The 18462-nt window shown below is 61.9% G+C and carries 16 protein-coding genes; 12 read left to right on the top strand and 4 right to left on the bottom strand.

Annotated elements, in window-relative coordinates; genetic code table 11:
• Positions 1–609 precede the first annotated feature (609 nt).
• The 6 genes from PZN02_RS20585 to PZN02_RS20560 all read left to right on the top strand — a co-directional run bounded on the left by PZN02_RS20585 (position 610) and on the right by PZN02_RS20560 (position 7580).
• The gene (locus PZN02_RS20585; RefSeq protein ID WP_280662531.1) at positions 610–753 is read left to right on the top strand and encodes a hypothetical protein; all 144 of its coding nucleotides are present in this window, start codon (positions 610–612) and stop codon (positions 751–753) included.
• Positions 750–1376 (top strand): response regulator transcription factor, encoded by a 627-nt coding sequence (locus PZN02_RS20580; RefSeq protein ID WP_280662530.1) that lies wholly within the window; start codon positions 750–752, stop codon positions 1374–1376. Before PZN02_RS20585 ends, PZN02_RS20580 begins: the two co-directional genes overlap by 4 nt.
• Positions 1377–1390: 14 nt before the next feature.
• Positions 1391–1762, top strand: a complete 372-nt coding sequence (locus PZN02_RS20575; RefSeq protein ID WP_280662529.1) for a response regulator transcription factor — start codon at positions 1391–1393, stop codon at positions 1760–1762.
• 443 nt (positions 1763–2205) lie between these two features.
• Positions 2206–4263 (top strand): MASE1 domain-containing protein, encoded by a 2058-nt coding sequence (locus PZN02_RS20570; RefSeq protein WP_280662528.1) that lies wholly within the window; start codon positions 2206–2208, stop codon positions 4261–4263.
• 504 nt (positions 4264–4767) lie between these two features.
• Entirely contained in the window at positions 4768–5802 is a 1035-nt protein-coding gene (locus PZN02_RS20565) for an HlyD family secretion protein (RefSeq protein WP_280662527.1), read from the top strand.
• On the top strand, positions 5799–7580 hold the full coding sequence (locus PZN02_RS20560; RefSeq protein ID WP_280662526.1) for a DHA2 family efflux MFS transporter permease subunit: 1782 nt from the start codon (positions 5799–5801) through the stop codon (positions 7578–7580). The genes PZN02_RS20565 and PZN02_RS20560 overlap by 4 nt, the downstream gene beginning before the upstream one ends.
• Here PZN02_RS20560 and PZN02_RS20555 read toward each other — a convergent pair.
• On the bottom strand, positions 7473–8927 hold the full coding sequence (locus PZN02_RS20555; protein WP_280662525.1) for a GntP family permease: 1455 nt from the start codon (positions 8925–8927) through the stop codon (positions 7473–7475). The genes PZN02_RS20560 and PZN02_RS20555 overlap by 108 nt on opposite strands.
• Before the next feature lie 3 nt (positions 8928–8930).
• Positions 8931–9971 (bottom strand): patatin-like phospholipase family protein, encoded by a 1041-nt coding sequence (locus PZN02_RS20550; protein ID WP_280662524.1) that lies wholly within the window; start codon positions 9969–9971, stop codon positions 8931–8933.
• A 285-nt stretch (positions 9972–10256) separates the two neighbouring features.
• On the opposite strand from PZN02_RS20550, the gene PZN02_RS20545 reads away from it, so the two are divergent.
• The 6 genes from PZN02_RS20545 to PZN02_RS20520 all read left to right on the top strand — a co-directional run bounded on the left by PZN02_RS20545 (position 10257) and on the right by PZN02_RS20520 (position 16088).
• Complete coding sequence (locus PZN02_RS20545; RefSeq protein WP_280662523.1) at positions 10257–10733, top strand: MarR family winged helix-turn-helix transcriptional regulator; 477 nt, start codon at positions 10257–10259, stop codon at positions 10731–10733.
• 257 nt (positions 10734–10990) lie between these two features.
• Entirely contained in the window at positions 10991–11926 is a 936-nt protein-coding gene (locus PZN02_RS20540) for an NmrA family NAD(P)-binding protein (RefSeq protein WP_280662522.1), read from the top strand.
• A 192-nt stretch (positions 11927–12118) separates the two neighbouring features.
• A complete protein-coding gene (locus PZN02_RS20535) occupies positions 12119–12520 on the top strand; it encodes a cupin domain-containing protein (RefSeq protein ID WP_280662521.1) in 402 nt (133 codons plus the stop codon).
• Positions 12521–12570: 50 nt separating this feature from the next.
• The gene (locus PZN02_RS20530; RefSeq protein WP_280662520.1) at positions 12571–13884 is read left to right on the top strand and encodes an epoxide hydrolase family protein; all 1314 of its coding nucleotides are present in this window, start codon (positions 12571–12573) and stop codon (positions 13882–13884) included.
• Positions 13885–14028: 144 nt separating this feature from the next.
• Positions 14029–14766: a response regulator gene (locus PZN02_RS20525; RefSeq protein WP_280662519.1), complete on the top strand. Its 738-nt coding sequence runs from the start codon at positions 14029–14031 to the stop codon at positions 14764–14766.
• A complete protein-coding gene (locus PZN02_RS20520) occupies positions 14766–16088 on the top strand; it encodes a sensor histidine kinase (RefSeq protein ID WP_425336334.1) in 1323 nt (440 codons plus the stop codon). The genes PZN02_RS20525 and PZN02_RS20520 overlap by 1 nt, the downstream gene beginning before the upstream one ends.
• A 163-nt stretch (positions 16089–16251) precedes the next feature.
• Here PZN02_RS20520 and PZN02_RS20515 read toward each other — a convergent pair whose 3' ends face one another.
• Together PZN02_RS20515 and PZN02_RS20505 are read right to left on the bottom strand one after the other, a co-directional pair.
• Positions 16252–16887, bottom strand: a complete 636-nt coding sequence (locus PZN02_RS20515; RefSeq protein WP_280662518.1) for a VOC family protein — start codon at positions 16885–16887, stop codon at positions 16252–16254.
• Positions 16888–17308: 421 nt separating this feature from the next.
• The gene (locus PZN02_RS20505; protein WP_280662517.1) at positions 17309–18355 is read right to left on the bottom strand and encodes an alpha/beta fold hydrolase; all 1047 of its coding nucleotides are present in this window, start codon (positions 18353–18355) and stop codon (positions 17309–17311) included.
• Positions 18356–18462 lie beyond the last annotated feature (107 nt).

Raw genomic sequence — 18462 nt, 5'->3', positions numbered from 1 at the left:
TTAGCTAGAAGGCTAATCCTCCCAGCCGTGACTTGCTTTGGCGAAAACTGAATTCCGCCCTGGCCGGGAAACTGTTACGCGTCTCCCGCATTTCTAGGTGCGATGCTACATCATTTCTGTGCTCGGGACACATCCCTGCCCAATTGATACGCCGAAAGAGGCTGACATTCACACCCCGCACTTTCGAATGCTGGCGTTAGGTGCCCGTTATTGTTTGGGGCATGGCGCATTTCTCTCCCGACATCCAGGAGACGCGCCAGGGCACCAAACTCCAGTCGCGTGAATTGCCGGGGCGTCCTCCTCTATCCCATTGCGAAACTAACACATCGAGATACCTATTCCGACTAAACGAAAGTTTAGGTTGTCTAATCCTGGCCGCGCACACTCCAGCCGGCCGCCCATTCAGCGAGATGACGCGCAGTCGGTCGCGCAATGCACACTTGCGGCTATGCAGCCATTCAAAGTGCAACAGCAACCTTTACGCATCCGATTGGACGCGCGGCGCTTTAGGGTCGCCGAGAATCCCAAACCTTTGTTTGCGTTGATCCAGCGGAACGTAATGCTTCATCGTCTATGCTTCCAAATCAGCACAGTAAGGAGCGAGCGAATATGTCCGATATGACGAACCGATACCACGGGGCGGAGTACGCGATCGTCCGCGAAGCGAACTGGGAGTTCACGCTGGAGAAATTCGCAAAACGCGAAGGCGCCAAAGGCTTTCCTTCGCGCTTGGCGGCTAGCGAGGCACCATGAGCCCGCGCGAGGAAATGGTCTTCGTCGTGGATGACGACGCCAGAGTGCGCGAGGCGCTCGGCGAGCTGCTGGAGTCCCTGGGATGGCGGGCCGAGACGTTCGCCGTCGCGGCGGATTACCTCGCCTATGCGAGGCCCGATCTCCCTGCGTGCCTGATCCTCGACGTCGAGCTGCCCGGCATCAACGGCCTCGAGTTTCAGAAGCAACTGTCCGGGGACGTTCATCCCCCGATCGTTTTCCTTACCGGGCACGACATTCCATCGTCGGTGCTTGCCATTGAGGGCGGCGTTGTCGGCTTTCTGAGGAAACCGGTCGGGGAGAACGATCTGGTCGCGGCGGTTCGGGCGGCGATCGACCAGGATCGCGTTCAACGATCGGTACGGGCGGAGCTCACCGAGCTCGAACGCCGCTTGGCGGCGCTTACGCCGCAGGAGCGCGAGGTGCTGCCGCTTGTGGTCAGCGGCCTCCCGGACAAACAGGCCGCCGCCGAGCTCGGAATCAGCGAGATCATGATTGAAATGCACCGCAGCAAGATCATGCAGAAGATGCAGGCAACCTCACTTGCAGATCTGGTGCAAATTGCCGAAAAATTGCAGATTCCAGTCATTCGTTCCAGACGTTGAGGAAACGCGTACGCATGTCCAACTCAAAGTCCGTCGTGGCGGTCGTCGACGATGACCAGCGCGTGCTCGATTCGCTCCAGGATCTTCTTGAGTCAGCGGGGCACACCGTACGGGCATTCTCGTCGGCCCATACCCTCTTGAACAGCAATGCGCTGCCGGAGATCGATTGTCTGATCACCGACATCGGCATGCCCGGCATGGACGGCTTCGAACTGAAGCGCTTGATGAGCGAGAGGCGCCCCGGATTGCCAGTGATCCTGATCACCGGCCGCCACGAGATCCCTGAGCCGCCGCTGGCAAAGCACAACCGGTTCTTCCGCAAACCTTTCGACGGGCAGGCACTGCTCGCAGCGATCGGCGACGCCCTGACTGGAAAGCCACGATGAGAGCGAGCTATCAGAATGCGCAATCGATCACGGCCCGCCGGCAATCGCGCCGAGAGCTCTGCTCTCGGACAAACGATCTCTTTTGCATTAAACCCGCTATGCGGTGTACAAATGGACCGTCTCATAACAGCAAAAGTTATATCACCGGATGGTTCACTGCGTCGGCTGACATCGGCGTGTTTCAACAGAACCGGGCTCCGCGTTGCGCGAGTGGGAGCGCGAGCTCTCTCAGGTCATCGGCATGGTCTCGAGCCATCACATACGGAAGCGAGTTCACATCTCCGTGCGATACGTGTCCGCGCGACACGTGGATTTTCCATGAGGTGTGGCTCGGGCCTTGGGGGTTAGGGTTTGGGTGTGATTTCGCCATCCCGGATATCGGGGATAAACGCTACACGCGGCGCCGCAGTCCCCAGACTTTCTTTGTCCGGTAGGAGCAGCCGATGATGAGCGTCTGGTTGCACCGCCCTCGATTCTTGCATCTGGCGCTCTTTGTGGCGGCCTATGTCTTGGGCTGCGCCTTCGCGCATGTGCTCGGGATCGTACCCGGAACAAGCATTGCAATTTGGACTCCGGGCGGGCTTTTCATGGCTACGCTTATGCTCGCCGCTACGCCGAGTTGGCCGTGGTGGGTGCTGGCGGGCTGCGTCGGTGAACTGATCGGTCAGTTCTTGTGGTTCCATAGCCCGCTGCCTGCGTCCCTCCTGATGTATGTGGGCAACGCTCTTGAAGCGATGGCCGGTGCATGGCTCGTGACCCGTACCTGCGGGCGCCCGGTTCGGCTGGAAACCTTGAAGGAAGTTCTCGCATTCGTCGTACTGGGCGCTGGAATTGCGCCTGCCATAAGCGCGACGGTCGGAAGTGCGACACTTGCGTGGTTTGACATAAAATCGCAGACCTTTACGGCGGCTTGGCCACTATGGTGGATAGGAGACGCCACCGGGGTGTTGATCGTGGCGCCGTTGGCGCTGGACGTGTTCCACAACTGGCACGGGAATTCCCAGCTCTCCGCCGCGCGATGGATCGAGGCCAGTGTTCTTGGGCTGATCTTTCTCGGTGTCGCCGCCCTTTCCTTGAGCGGTTACCTCCCCTTCGCCTACATCATCATGCCGCCTCTCCTTTGGGCGGCAGTGCGCTTTGAACTCAGAGGCGCCGCCATCACCTTGATCGTCCTGGCTCTGATCACCACGGTATTCACGATATCCGGCGCCGGCCAGTTTGCCGGCGATCCCGAGTCCCAGAGGCAAAGGCAGATCATGCTGCAGCTCTTTCTGGCCATCTCGGCACTATCGGCGCTCATCGTGGCCGCGATATCCAGGCAGCACCAGCTGGCGGTGCTCAGATTGAGCCAAAGCGAGCGCTCGCTGCGAGAACTCGTCGAGACGCTGCCTGCGCTCATCTGGTGTGCAGCGCCGGACGGCAAGCCCATATACTTCAGCCAGCAACTGAGTGGCTTCATTGGCTTCAACGTCGAGGACAAGGATGTCGCTGGCACCTCGCGCCTCGCAAGCGTGCTAAACGCGATCATTCATCCGGACGATCTGGCCGCGGTAAAAAAGCTGCTCGCGCACTCCTTGGCCACTGGCGAACCCTATGCGCAGAAGCATCGCCTACGTCGCTTCGACGGCGAGTACCGGTGGGTTGAAATGCGCGCAGCCGCGATGCGCAGTGGCGACGGCGCGATCGTTCAATGGAACGGTGTCTGCCTCGATATCGAAGATCAGGTGCGTGGGCGCGATGAATTGCGCCTCGCCCAGGAAAACCTAGCCCGCGCGAGCCAGGCGGCAAGCCTCGCCGAACTCTCCGCGTCCATCGCGCACGAGGTCAACCAGCCGCTGGCGGCTATCGTGGCAAACTCGTACGCCTGCCAACGTTGGCTCATGGCCGAACCGCCCAATATCGAGCGGGCGCAGAAGAGGGCGGAGCGCATCATTCAGGATGCCAATTCGGCGGCTGACGTGGTCAGCCGCATCCGCGCCTTGTTCAAACATTCCGTAGAGACGAGGACCAGTACAACACTCTCCAGCGTCATCGCCGAAGCGCGCGACCTCATGGCCGAGGAGGCGGCGCGGCGGCGGGTTCGTATGGAGGTCGATGTGGAGAGCAACCTGCCATTCGTCGCCTTGGATCGCGTCCAGATCCAGCAGGTTCTGATCAATCTCATCCGCAACGGCATGGATGCGATGGATTCCACTGTGGGCGACAGGGTTTTCGGAATACGGGTGCGCCGGATGGGGGATGTCGTCCAGACCGAAATCAGTGATCGCGGCCCGGGCGTCGCTTCTCCTGACAGGATATTCGAGCCGTTCTTTACGACGAAAGAGCACGGGATGGGCATGGGGCTCGCGATCTGCCGTTCGATCGTCGAGTCCCATGGCGGACAATTATGGGCGGAGAACAACGAACCGCATGGAGCGACGTTTATCTTCACGCTGCCGGTTGACGCGGCGGCGGAAGCGACCGTCTCCCGCGCCGCAGGCAATCAGAGTCATGCCCTTTGATCTGCTTGATTGCCAGGATCGATAGCGCCGTGCGTGCGCAGGCAATCATCAGCCTGAAATTCTCCTCGGTCCCTGAGTGGTTCGCTCCGCCCACGGGACGTTCCATGATCGCGCCGATGTTCGCCGCCTACTGCATGTTCCCTTAAATTGCACCCGAATTAAGGATAGAAACATGCAGCAATTCAAAGTGCTACAGCGCCCTGTACGCATCTAGCATCACGCTGCAGCGTTGCTCGAAGAAGACCTCGGCAGCCGCTTGAAGAACGGCTTTCCGACGACTTTTCAACCGCCCCGACTTTGCTGCAACCACAGCTTTTATCCCTTGAAATTCTGACTCTATACTAGCCAACCTTTGTATAGTCGACTGCTGCTCCTTCAGCCATTACGCTCTCTGCTCAGTATAGGAATAACAAACGCCCGCTATCTCAAATGGGCGATGCACCCCCTTGACTGGTAACGCCGATTACCGTATGTCATTGGTAACGAACATTACCGGAGGTCGTTGTGGCGCAACTCAACAAGAAAAAGGTGGTCGGCTTGGCGCTGTGCCTCGGCGCCGTGGTCGTCGTGGCGGGCGGCTGGGCCTGGGCCCGTTCGAGCGGCTCGACGTCGACCGACAACGCTTATGTCCGCGGGGACGTTACTTCGCTCGCCCCAAAGGTCGCGGGCTACGTCATGGCGGTAGAGGTCAAGGACAACCAAACGGTCCGGCCGGGTGACGTCCTGTTCCGCATCGACGATCGCGACTATCGCGCGCGGCTTGCACAGGCGGAGGCCAATGTCGCAGCGGCCGAGGCGCACCTCACCAATGTCGATGCGGAGACAGAGCTCCAGCACGCCATGATTCGCCAGGCCGAGGCCCAGCGGCGTTCGTCTGTTGCCGAACTGGATCTGGCGACCAAGGCCTATGACCGCCGCCGCGAACTCATCCGCAGCAACACCATCAGCCAGGCCCATGTCGATGAAAGCGACGCGGCGCGAACGAGAGCCGAGGCAAGCGTATCGGCTGCCGCCGCAACGCTGGAGGCGCAGCAACAACGCATCGCCGTCCTTGCCGCCCAGCGCCAGGCGGCCGTCGCTGCCGTGGCGCAGGCACGGGCCGCGCGCGGCCTCGCTGAGATCGATTTCGAGAGCACCGTGGTCCGAGCGCCTGTCGGCGGCGTTATCGGCAACCGTCAGGTCCGCATCGGCCGGTTTGTTGCGCCCGGCGTCCCCCTGCTCGATATCGTTCCGGTCAACGATGTGTGGATCGTAGCGAATTTCAAGGAAACCCAGATCGAACATATCCAACCCGGTCAGCGCGTCCGCATCACCGTCGACGGCTATCCTAACGGGGCGCTTGAAGGCGTGGTCGACAGCTTTGCGCCCGGTAGCGGGTCGGCCTTCAGCTTGCTCCCCGCAGACAATGCAACCGGGAACTTCGTTCGCGTCGTCCAGCGCGTTCCGGTGAAGATCCGGTTTGCCAGCAATCCCATGCCCGGCCGGCTCGTGCCCGGCCTGTCCGCTCGCGTCGCGGTGGATACGGGAAGCGACCCATGACCACCACCGTCGCCGTAGCACCGAGCCACGGCAGGTCTGAGGCAGGGGCCCTTCTCATTGCGGGCATCGTGCTTGCCACGCTGACCGAGGCGATCGCCAGCACGGTCCTTTCGCTCGGGCGCGGCGACATCATCGGCGACACATATGCCACCCCCGATGAGTTCGCCTGGCTGGATGTCGGCTACACCTCTCTCAAGCTGATCGGATTCATGACCGTTCCCTGGCTGATGGGCCGTATCAATCCGCTGAGCCTCATCATCGCCTCGACGCTCGCCATGGGCACGGCGTGCGGCATTGCCGCCGTCACGGCGCGGCTGGACCTGCTGATCGCGCTGCGCATGATTCAAGGCTTCTCCGGCGCCACCCTGCTCGTCGGCGGCCAGGCGATCATTTTTCTCGCCTATCCACGATCCCGCCAGCCGATCCTTCAGGCACTGTTTGCGATGGGGTCCGTTGTCGCGCCCGCCACGATCGCCCCGGCGCTTCAGGGGTGGCTGCTCGACAGCCAGTCCTGGACGTGGATCTTCTTCAGCGTCGTTCCGGTCGCGCTAGCGGCTGCCGGGCTCCTGATGGTCGCAGACAGCCCGACGCCGGTCAGGACGGCGCACCGCCCGTTTGACTGGATCGGCTTCTCGCTGATCTCCATCACGCTTTTCTGCTTCACCTACGTCCTCAGCCAAGGCAGCCGATGGGACTGGTTCGAGGAACCCCGCATCCTGTGGCTGACTGTGATCGGTGCGGCAGCTCTGCTGGCATTCCTCGGCCAGCAGGAGTTGGCAAAGGGCCAAGGCCTGCTCGATTTCACCTTGTTCAAATCGGACGATTTTCTCTTCGCCTTTATCGTCAGTTTTGTTGCCGGCGCCGCATTGTTCGGGAGCGCGTACCTGATCCCGTCGTTTGCCGTGTCCGTCCTCGCCTTCACCCCCACCGATGCCGGGCAGTTGTTGTTGCCGAGCGGCGCGCTGTTCGTCGGCGCACTCCTCATTGCCGCCTTTCTCATGCAGGTCCGCCACGTTCCTCCGTTCGCCACCGTGCCCTTTGGCATCCTGATGATCATGATTGCGATGTGGATGCTCTCCGGATCGACCGTCGAAAGCGGCGCGGCTGACATGATGGCGGCGATTCTGCTGCGCGGGTTCGGCCTTGGCTTCCTGTTTCTCTCGATCACCCTGATCGCCTTCAGCAAGCTCGACAGCCGAAATCTCGCCTCCGGGATCGGTCTCTTCAATACGGGTCGCCAGCTTGGTGGCCTCATCGGGGTCGCCGCACTCCAGACGCTGATCGACCATAACGTCGCCGGCAATGTCGCGGTCCTCGGCGCCAGCGTCACTGGGGGGCGCTCCGCGGTCATCGAGCGCCTGGCGACCACGACAGCCATGCTGAGCGCGAAAGGGATGGACGCGGCAGTCGCAGGCCGGGCAGCGACGAGCCTTCTCGGCCGGGCCGTGACAGGCCAGTCCACCGTGATCGCCTTCGACACGGCCTTCAACGCGGTCGCCCTGCTGTTTGTCTTCGCGGCACCCGTGCTGGTGGGCATCAAGATCGGCATCGCCCGGTACGGGAAAGTGCGCGCTGCGCGGTTGCTAGAGACACGGGAGCGTAGCCAAGACCCGCTGTCAGGGGTTGAAGCCAACGGCGGCTCAGTCGCGACCTTCCCTTTCGCGGAAGTATCAGAACGAGCCGAAAATGGTCCCCAAAACGATGACCGCGCTCAGCGCAAGGATCGCTCCGATAATTCCGACAACGACGATGTCGCGGTAACTCTCTCCGTGGGTTGACCCGCAAACGGCAAGCAGGGTAACGACTGCCCCGTTGTGGGGCAGGCTATCCAGTGTACCTGCCCCGATGACCGCGACACGGTGCAACAGTGCAGGATCCAGACCTGTTTCCTGTGCGCGCATCAGGTAGGTGCTTCCAAGCGCGTCGAGGGCGATCGTAAGACCGCCGGAGGCAGAGCCGGTGAGCGCCGCCAGGATATTCGTGGCCACCGCGATCGAAACGAGTGGCCCTCCACCGATACCGAGCACCCAGTCGCGCACGATCGCAAAGGCGGGCATCGCCGCGACAACCGCTCCAAAGCCGACCAGACTGGCGACGGCGACCGCCGGAAGGACGGACGCGTTGGCGCCTGCGTCCATCGTCGCGCGCAATGTCGGCAGTCGGCGGAAATTCAACGCGACGACCGTCGCGACCGCGGCTGCCAGCGCCGTGACGACGGCCCATACACCGCTGACCGCGGAGCGCGAAACCCCTCCCCAGCGATCATCCGCAAGAAACCCGAGATCAAGCGCCGGCAGGATCAACAGCGTCATGCTGAGATTGACAAGGACAACCACAGCGAGCGGCAGCATAGCGACCAGGATTGGCGGTCCCGCCTCGCTGTGTCGGCCGTGCGCGATCTCGGCCGGATCGAATTCCCTGCCGACCGTGGCGCGTTCGCGCAGCTGGTCGTCGGACGCGAGACGTTCGGGTGTCGCGGGCGCGCCCTCCCCGAACCCTTCGCCAGACATGCGCGCAGCCGCCGCGACGTGACGAAGCCACCACAGGCCGAAGCAAAGCATGATGGCCGAAGCGAAGATGCCGAGACCTGGCGCCGCAAACGGCGTCGTGCCGAAGAAGGGCATCGGGATGGCATTCTGTATCGATGGCGTTCCCGGCAATGCCGACATCGTGAAAGTGGACGTTCCAAGCACGATCGCCGCAGGCATCAGCCGCCGCGGAATTCCGCTCGACCGGAACAGCTCCTGCGCCATCGGAGCGAGGACGAAGAAGGCGACAAAGAGGCTCACACCGCCATAGGTGACCAGCGAACCGGCGATGACGACGGCGAGGATGGCGTGGTCCTTTCCCAGTCGCCGCATCATGAAATCGGCGATGGCGGTTATTGAACCGCTATCCTCCATCAGCTTGCCGAAGAGTGCACCGAGCAGGAACAGCGGAAAGAACTGAGCGAAAAAACCTGCGGCGCTGTTCATGAAGGTCAGCGTCCAGTGCGCCAGCACCGGTTCGCGGGCAAAGAGCGCGGCAACGAGGGCGCCTAACGGCGCCAGCAGCAGGACACTCCAGCCCCGGAAGGCGAGCCAGATCAAAAGCCCGAGCCCAATCAGAATACCGAGAAGCCCCACCCGTCAGACCCCCTCCAGCAAGATATCGAGATCGAGCGACGAGCGGTGGCCGAGATCGTCGCCATGGGCGTCCAGGAAGGCCTCGGCGGACCTGCGTCCCTCGTTGTGCAGCATGGTCAGAAACTCCCATTCCGCATTGAGCTTCGAGGAGTAACCGAGGTCGGTCATGGTGTCGCTTGCGACACGGTGGATGCGCATCGACGCCCAGCGCGCGCCCTCGTCATCCTCCACCTGCGCTACCTTCCGAAGCAGGGCAATCATCTTCAGTTCTTTCAAAAGGACCGCGTTGAAGGAGACTTCGTTGATGCGATTGAGGATCTCGCGCGCGGACCGAGGTGTACCAGCCCTTTCAACCGGGTTGATCTGCACGAGAATGGTGTCCTGCGATATGCATTCGCGAACCAGCGGCGTGATCGTTGGGTTGCCGGCGTAGCCGCCGTCCCAATAGGCCTCGCCATCGATCTCGACCGCTTGAAACAGCGTCGGCAGGCACGCGGAAGCAAGCAGCACGTCCGGGGTCAGCTCGCCGTTACGGAACACGCGGCCGCGGCCGGTGCGGACATTCGTTGCCGTCACGAACAGCTTGATCGGACTGGCCGCGAGCCGCCCGAAATCGACGGCTTCCGCCAGTATGGCGCGGAGCGGGTTGGCGCCGGTAGGGTTGAGATTGTAAGGCGAGAACACCCGCGCCATCATGTCCATCGCCACGAAAACCGGCGAGTGGTCGAGCGTCCAGCGACCGAATAAGACATCGAGGGGGCCGCGTTGGAAGGGACTAAAGCGCGCCGCCTCCGATACTTTGCGCCAGAATGCCCCCAAGGCCTCGCGAGCGCCTGCGGCGCCGTTGGCGGCATAGCCGTGCGCCATGACCGCCGCGTTCATCGCTCCGGCCGAGGTGCCGGAAATCCCCTCGATCGCCAGCCATGGCTCCTCCAGAAGGCGATCGAGCACGCCCCAGGAAAAAGCACCATGGGCGCCGCCGCCCTGAAGGGCAAGGTCGACGCGGAGTGGGGCCCGTTGCATTGCCTTCGCGGTTGCTAGCATCAGCCTTGCCTGTTTCGGATTGTGCGGCGCACAAACAGTATCGCAGAATTGCGCACTCGTCATCCTCTCAGCGTATTGGTGCAGGCAGAGCGAAAGTGAACTGCAATGTCCCAAAGCCGAGACCCGCCTCGGGGCGACCTTCTCGACAGGATGTGCGAATTCCCGGTCGTTGCGGCGAAAGGACAAGTTGCGGGGTCGCGTTACGTTCTGCGTGGCATCAGAGCATTGAAAGTATGCTGCATATGCACCATACTTACCATGGTGCATATGCACCGTTGAGAGACCATGATGATGACCACCGAGATCAAGACGGCCGATGCAGGCGTTGTAGGCGAGGTCACGCGCGATTGCGTGATGACGCGCACGCGTCGGATATCGCGCGTCATAACCGGCATTTACGATCAGGCTCTTCGGCCGCACGGCGTCAATGCCTCGCAGTTCTCCCTGCTCGTGCTGATCGCGAAGCTGGGCGGAGCGAGCCGTGCCGAGATCGGACGGGCCAACTACCAGGATCGCTCGACGCTCACGCGCAATCTGGCGCCGCTCCTGACGGAGGGATTGGTCGAGGAGATGGTATCGGACGCGGGCGGCCGGAGCCGTCCCGTCATCATATCGGAAGCGGGCAAGGATCTATTGGTATCCGCGGTGCCGGCGTGGCGGTCGGCGCAGGTGAAGGCAAGGGAATTGCTCGGCGAGGAAGGTGTCACCGCCATCGTCAGCGTGGCTAACAGCCTTCCTCCGGAAGAACTCGCAAGTCTCTGAAGTTAAGCCAGTCCCTGACGAACAATGCTGCACGCTTTTCCAGGGACTGCTCCAATTTAAATGTTGCATATACAGCATATGGCGTGAACTCGAAACTCGACCTGAAAGGAGACTGCTCATCGACCGGACACCAGCGTCTCTCGTCCGCGAGCACACTGCTCCGTCGAGGATCGAAGGCCTGCAGGCCCAAGAGCGCAAGACCATCGAGACCGTCTGAACAAACGGATCCAACAGATTGTAATTGAAAGGACTTCAACATGACCACTACCTCCACGAATGAAAGGCCGATCCTGGTGACCGGAGCCGCCGGAGATCTCGGCGCCATCGGCCGGAACGTCACCGAAATGCTGCTCGCCAAGGGCAAAAAGGTGCGCGCGCTGGTCCGCAAGGAGGACGAGCGCGCCGAGGGTCTGAGGCGGATTGGTGCAGAAGTCGTGCAGGGAGACCTGACAGATCTTCGATCGATGCACCGCGCGATCGAGGGCGTGTCCCGCATCTATTTCGGCATGTCGGTTTCGCCGGCCTATCTCGAAGCGACCGTCAATACGGCCGCCGTGGCGCGGCACCATGATGTCGAGGCATTCGTGAACATGTCGCAAATGACGGTGACTCAGATGAGCATCACCGAAACCACCGACAGCCCGCAACACAAGCTGCACTGGCTTGCGGAGCAGGCATTGGCCTGGTCGGGGCTCCCTGTCGTGACAGTGCGGCCGACGGTGTTCCTCGAAGGCTTCTTCCTGCGTCTCTCCGCCGCAGGCGTTAAGCAGCGCGACGAGCTGGCGCTGCCGCTCGGTGACAGCAGGACCTCGCCGATCTCGGCCGTCGACGTGGCGCACGCCGTGTCGGCAATTCTCGACGACCCGGTGCCCCATATCGGCAAGGTCTACAACCTGACCGGTTACGAGTCGGCGGATCTCGAATATTACGCCCGGGCGTTTTCCGAGTCTTTGGGCCGCAAGATAACTTATCGCAACGTGCCGCTTGCCGGCTGGATCGAGGCTCTGCGCGGCTTCGGGGTACCGGATCACCTCGCCAGCCACCTTTCCGTGATGTCGAAGCTTCACGCGGAGGGGCGCTACGACCGCATGACGAATGACCTGTTCAAGCTCACTGGCAGGACGCCCATAAGCGTGCATGAATTCGTCAAGCTGCATGCCGCTGAATTCACCCAGCGTGAGGCTTCGGCCTGAGGGTGAGACCGGCGCCGGCCGGGCGCTCGCCCGGACCACCGAAGCGACGGCGGTAAATCAGCGCGGCGCGCCCGCGGATACATGGGCTTACAAATAGCCGCGCGTCCGACACATCGCCAATACACGCCTGCGCTGAAATTGACCCCGGCCTCGAAGATGAAGGCTCGATCATAGGTGTGAAAGGATAACCTTATGAAAACCACTCGGATCATGGCGGCTGCCTTGCTGATCGTTGGCGGCGGATGGACGCTCAACGTTGCTGAGGCGCAGCAGCCGGGAATTCACCGCACCGACCTACTCAAGGACGATCTTGGCACTCCCGGACGCGAGGTGGTGCAGGTGCGTGTCGACTTCGAGCCAGGGGCCATCTCGATCAAGCATTCCCATCCGGGCGAAGAGGTCGCCTACGTCCTCGAAGGCTCGCTCGAGTACCAGCTCGAAGGGAGAGCGCCCGTGACGCTCCACGCCGGCGAGGCCCTGTTCATTCCGGACGGAGTGGCCCACGTGGCGAAGAATGTCGGAAGCAGCAAGGCCTCGGAGCTCGCGACCTATATCGTCAACAAGGGCAAGCCCCTCGTTGTGCCTGTCAAGTGAGCTTTGTTGCCATGGCATGGAAACCAGACGATCGGTAAAGGGGTGCGAACTTGACAACACAGAAACCGGTCAACGCTTTTACTCTTTCCCGTCGGGCCTTGCTCCTGAACGGAGCGGCTGCGGCAAGTCTTGCAGCACTGTTCCGTCCCGCGATGGCTGTTGCCTCCCCGCCTTTCGCGGCAGACGCCATCCGCCCCTTCCGGGTCGATGTGCCGGAAGCAGAACTCGTCGATCTTCGCCACCGACTTGCGGCGACACGTTGGCCCGACCCCGAAACGGTCAGCGACCGGTCCCAGGGCGTGCAACTCGAGAGGTTTCAGGGGCTCGTGCGCCACTGGGAGACCGACTACGACTGGCGCAAGGCAGAGGCGAAACTCAATGCCTTGCCCCAGTTCCAGACGAATATCGACGGCTTGGACATTCATTTCATCCACGTTCGCTCCCGTCATGCCGATGCATTGCCGCTCATCATGACCCACGGCTGGCCAGGTTCGATTTTCGAGTTGCTGAAAATCGTCGGTCCGCTGACGGATCCGACCGCGCACGGGGGGACCGCGGAAGACGCCTTTCATCTCGTGCTTCCGTCCATTCCCGGCTTCGGCTTTTCGGAGAAACCCAAGGGCACCGGCTGGAACCCGGGCCGCATCGCCCGCGCCTGGGACGTCCTCATGAAGCGCCTTGGATACGGCCGCTACGTTTCACAGGGCGGCGATTGGGGCGCCATCATTTCCGATGCCATGGGACGCCAAGCGCCCCCGGGTCTGCTCGGCATCCACGTCAACAGGATCGAGCGCTCCACCACGCTCCCGCCGGAAGTTGCGAAGGCTCTGAAAAGCGGCGATCCCGCGCCGGCTAACCTGACCGCCGAGGAACGGGCGGTGTTTGGTGAGGCCAGGGAGTTCCTCAACAAGGGATTCGGATACGCCGCGATCATGGGGACGCGTCCGCAAACCGTCGGATACGGCCTCGCCGACTCGCCCGCCGGACTGGCGGCATGGTTCTACGACAAGATCGCTGATTGGGTGTTCACCCGCGGCGAACCGGAACGGTCGGTCACCCGTGATGAGATCCTCGACAACATCACGCTTTACTGGCTGACGAATACGGGGCCCTCAAGCTCCCGGATCTACTGGGAGAACGCTGCCGGCAACAATAGGCTGGCCGCCATTTCGATCCCAGCGGCCGTGACGATTTTCCCGGGCGAAGTCTACAGGCCGCCGAAGAGCTGGGCGGCACGGGCGTATCACAATCTGATTTACTACAATCGAGTGGACAAGGGCGGGCACTTCGCCGCGTGGGAGGAGCCGGATCTATTCAGTGCAGAACTGCGCGCCGCTTTCCGTCCTTTGCGTCGGTACTATTGAGTTAGAGCGGGATGCGGGCGGAAAACCGCGCACACTTTTCCTCATCCCGCTCTAAGCGCTTCGGCATGGGCGCACGGTCGAACGATGCTGCCACGGCAGGCTCATTTTGATAAGGAATGGCAGTTGAACGGTGGAGATCGCGCGATGGAGCACATTGATCACATCCTGATCGTCGATGACGATCGGGAAATCCGGGAGCTGGTATCGGCTTACCTGAAGAAGAACGGTCTACGCGTTACCGCCGTCGCCGACGGACGCCAGATGCGCACATTCCTCGAATCCAATACGGTCGATCTGATCATTCTCGACCTCATGATGCCGGGAGACGACGGCCTCGTATTGAGCCGCGAGCTGCGTGTCGGCAGACACAAGGCGACACCCATCGTCATGCTGACCGCCCGCTCCGATGAGATGGATCGCATCATCGGGCTTGAAATGGGCGCGGACGACTACCTCGCCAAGCCGTTTTCGGCGCGCGAGCTGCTGGCTCGCATCAAGGCGGTCCTGCGGCGCGCGCGCATGCTGCCTCCGAATCTGCAGATCTCGGAGGCCGGGCAACTGCTGCGTTTCGGCAGATGGAAGCTGGACACGACGGCGAGACATCTAGTCGACTCCGACGGAACGGTCATTGCACTCAGCGGAGCTGAATACCGCCTTCTGCGCGTTTTCATCGATCACCCACAACGCGTCCTAAACCGTGATCAGCTGCTCAACCTCACCCAGGGACGCGAGGCCGAACTCTTCGACCGCTCCATCGATCTCCTTGTCAGCCGGGTTCGCCAGCGCCTCGGCGACGATGCCCGGGAACCGACCTACATCAAGACCGTGCGCAGCGAGGGCTATGTTTTTTCGATGCCGGTCGAAATAGTGGAGCCGCGCTGATGGCGCCCACCGTTCTCAACGGAATTCGCCTGTGGCCGCGCACACTCAGAGCGCGACTGTTCGTCATTCTGCTTGCCGGTCTGACAATCGCCCACGCCATGTCGTTTGCGGTCTTGTTTTCCGAACGCTACATCGCTGCCAGGTCGGTGATGTTCAATACGCTCGAAAATGACGTCGCAACGTCGATCGCCATCCTTGACCGGCTCCCCGCGGCCGAGCGTGCCGCCTGGCTCGGCCAACTTGATCGCGGGTCCCACCGGTTCGTTCTTGGGCAAGGCATCCCCGGCAATCCCGTACTTAAGGCGGCCGACGCCGAGGTCGCCTCGAGGATCCAGACCGCAATCGGCGCGAAATACCCGATCGAGGTTGAATCGATCCCCGGCGGAGCCCGCCGTTTTCAGGCCCATCTTCGCCTAAGCGACGGCGCACCGCTGACGATAGATGTCACGCCAAGGGGCGTCATGCCAGTGGCCGACTGGCTGCCCTACGTACTCGTTGCGCAGCTTGCCCTCCTGGTTCTGTGCAGCTGGCTCGCCATGCGCCAGGCCGTCCGCCCCCTCGCCAATCTTGCAAGAGCCGTCGACACGCTTGACCCGACCGGCAACACGCCGCGGCTCAGCGAGACCGGGCCAAGGGAAGTCGCCTATGCGGCAACGGCCTTCAATGCGATGCGCGATCGCATTGCGCAGTATCTGGAGGAGCGCGTGCAGATCCTCGCGGCGATCTCACATGATCTCCAGACTCCGATTACGCGCATGAAGCTCCGCGCGGAAATGGCCGAAGAATCCATTGACAGGAACAAGCTGATTCAGGACCTCGACGAAGTCGAACGTCTCGTCAAGGAAGGGGTCGCCTATGCGCGCAGCGCCCACGGCAACGACGAAAAGGCCTCGCGCATCGATCTCGCCTCGTTCATCGAGAGTCTGGCCTATGACTATCAGGATACCGGCAAGGCCGTCACCGTCGGAGAATTGAGCGGCGGGGCCATCGTGACCCGGCCGCACGCCTTGAAGCGAATCCTCACCAACCTGATCGACAATGCGCTGAAGTTCGGCGGCGGGGCGGAAATTGGGGTGCAGCGCCGCGCCGACGACACCGTGGTCATAAAGGTCCTCGATCGCGGCCCAGGCATTCCGGAAAGCGAGCTGGAAGCGGTGATGGAACCCTTCTATCGCCTGGAACAGTCACGCAACCGCGAAACCGGCGGGACGGGTCTCGGCCTTGCCATCGCCCAGCAACTCGCGACCGTCATCGGCGCCTCATTGACCTTGCGCAACCGCGAGGGTGGCGGTCTGGCGGCGGAAATCACCCTTCGCGGATAGAGCAATGCAGGGAAAAATATGCAGCGAGATTCCGTCCAAAACTACGAAGTTTCAAAGAGTTACATCTTTCATTTCACTTAAATCGTGAACTGGCGCGCTCCAGGGCAACAGGGCGGCTTGCGGACCACCCTGCCTTCGCACTCATTTACACGGCGGTCGCCGCTCACGACGGTTGCGGCTCGCCGGCCTGTTCCCGGACGATGTACTCGGCGTACCAGTTGGGCCAATCCTCGTCCCGGTGGCCGAGTTGCTTCTCGTATTCGCCGTGGGCAGCCTCCGCACGCCGGAAGGCGCTAGCGAGATCGGCCACCGAGGCGAATGTCGTGGCGCCCGCGTCGACGCGTCCAGGCAAGCGCTCGGTGACCTCCTGGAGCAGCCAGCCGTTGCCGTCCGGATCGCTGAACGTGGCGTAGGAGCGATAGCTGCCACGCTCGGGGTGACGTCCGCTCACCGGCGGCTGTCCGGGACCGGCGCGATGGAAGATTTCGCTCACCTCGGCGCCCTGGTTGATGAGTTCGGCGCGCGCGACCTCGATGTCCGACACGACCAGGTACATGCCACCTACCGATCCGGGCGTGACCGAGGTGATCCCCTTGCCGAAATGGATCGAGCTCGGCGAGCCCGGCGGCGTGAACTGCACGACGCGGAAGGTGTCACCGACGGCAAAGTCGGCGTCGAGCCGCCAACCGAGGCCGCCATAAAAACTCTTGGCACGGTCGACGTCCGAAACAGGGATGACGACGACCTCGAGCTTCAGGTCCACCGTTGGCACTCTCTCGGTGCTGGTTGCAGCTGTCATGGCTTTCTCCTTGTGTCTGAAAAGGCGACGCAGGGGCGCGCCTTTGTTTCTTTTCAATCGACTAACGCAATGACTTGAACGAGGCTCTGAGCTCGCGCGCTAACACTTCCAGCTGCTCCAGGCGGGCAAAGTGCCCACCTTTATCGAGCCGGTTGTAGCGAATGAGCTTGGGTAACGTCTTCTCTGCCCAGGAACGTGCTGCTTGATAACGTTCGTCCCGAAACGCGCCCACGGCAACCGGTATCGACACAAACATCGGAGCAAAAGGCTTGCCATTAGCGAATAAAGTCCGGGCACGATCATGCTCCCAGTCTGCAAGGGGCGACGGAAGGCGGCCGATGTGGCTGTGCCGCCCCGGGGGATGATCGTCACCGCATGCACGGGCAGGCGTTCAGCAATCACCGCCCGCAAGCTAAGCGGATCAGAAACGATCGACGTCGACAACGGCCTGGGCGAAAGCCTGCGGCGCTTCCTGCGGCAGGTTGTGACCGATGCCGCCCGTGATCAACCGATGCTCATACTTGCCGGAAAACTTCTTGGCATAGGCCGAAGGCTCCGGATGCGGGGCGCCATTGGCATCGCCCTCCAGGGTGATCGTCGGCACGTCGAGCAATGGGAATTTGGCGAGCTTCTCTTCCAGATCGTCGTATTTTCGCTCGCCATCAGCCAGGCTGATCCGCCAGCGATAATTGTGGACGGTGATGTCGACATGATCCGGGTTCTCGAACGCCGCTGCGCTGCGGTTGAAGGTGGCGTCGTCGAAATTCCATTTCGGCGATGCGAGCTGCCAGATGAGCCTCGCGAATTCGGCGCGGTTTTGCTCGTAGCCGGCTCTGCCGCGTTCGGTGGCAAAGTAGAACTGGTACCACCAGGCAAGTTCCGCCTTCGGCGGCAAGGGCTTCTTGTTCAGGTCACGGCTGCCGATGAGGTAGCCGCTCACCGAAACCAGGGCCTTGCACCGCTCCGGCCAGAGAGCGGCGATGATGTTGGCGGTTCGCGCTCCCCAATCGCAGCCGGCGATGACCGCCTTCTCGATCCCGAGCGCATCCATCAGGTCGATGATGTCAGCGGCAATCGCCGACTGTTGGCCGTTGCGCGGCGTGTCGGGCGACAGGAAGCGCGTCGTGCCATAGCCACGCAGATAGGGAACGATCACCCGGTAGCCGGCGTCCGCCAAGAGCGGTGCCACATCGACATAGGTATGAATGTCATAGGGCCAGCCATGCAGAAGGATGACCACAGGCGCGTCGCTCGCGCCGAGCTCGGCATAGCCGACATTCAGCACGCCGGCGTCGATCTGCTTGATCGAGGCGAAGGATGTGTTCGTCCCAGGCGCGGTCGCGGGAATGTGGACCTGGCTGCTTGGTTGCGCGTGGGCGATGCTCGTCATGCCGAGCTTAGCGGCTGCGACGGCCAACGCCGCCATTCCCATGAAATGCCGCCGCGGCTGGTTGAGTTCCTCTGTCATTGATTCTTACCCGACTGTGTGAAGACAGCAGCAGATGCAGGCACACACTTGTCTTCACTGTGTCCTCAGCCGGCGAAATTGAAAGCCTGTGTCGAAATCAGGCGCCC

The sequence above is a fragment of the Sinorhizobium garamanticum genome, from assembly GCF_029892065.1.
In the GTDB taxonomy this organism is placed as follows: domain Bacteria; phylum Pseudomonadota; class Alphaproteobacteria; order Rhizobiales; family Rhizobiaceae; genus Sinorhizobium; species Sinorhizobium garamanticum.
Note: the sequence above shows the minus strand (reverse complement) of the source record. Positions and strands in the feature narration are given on the sequence as shown.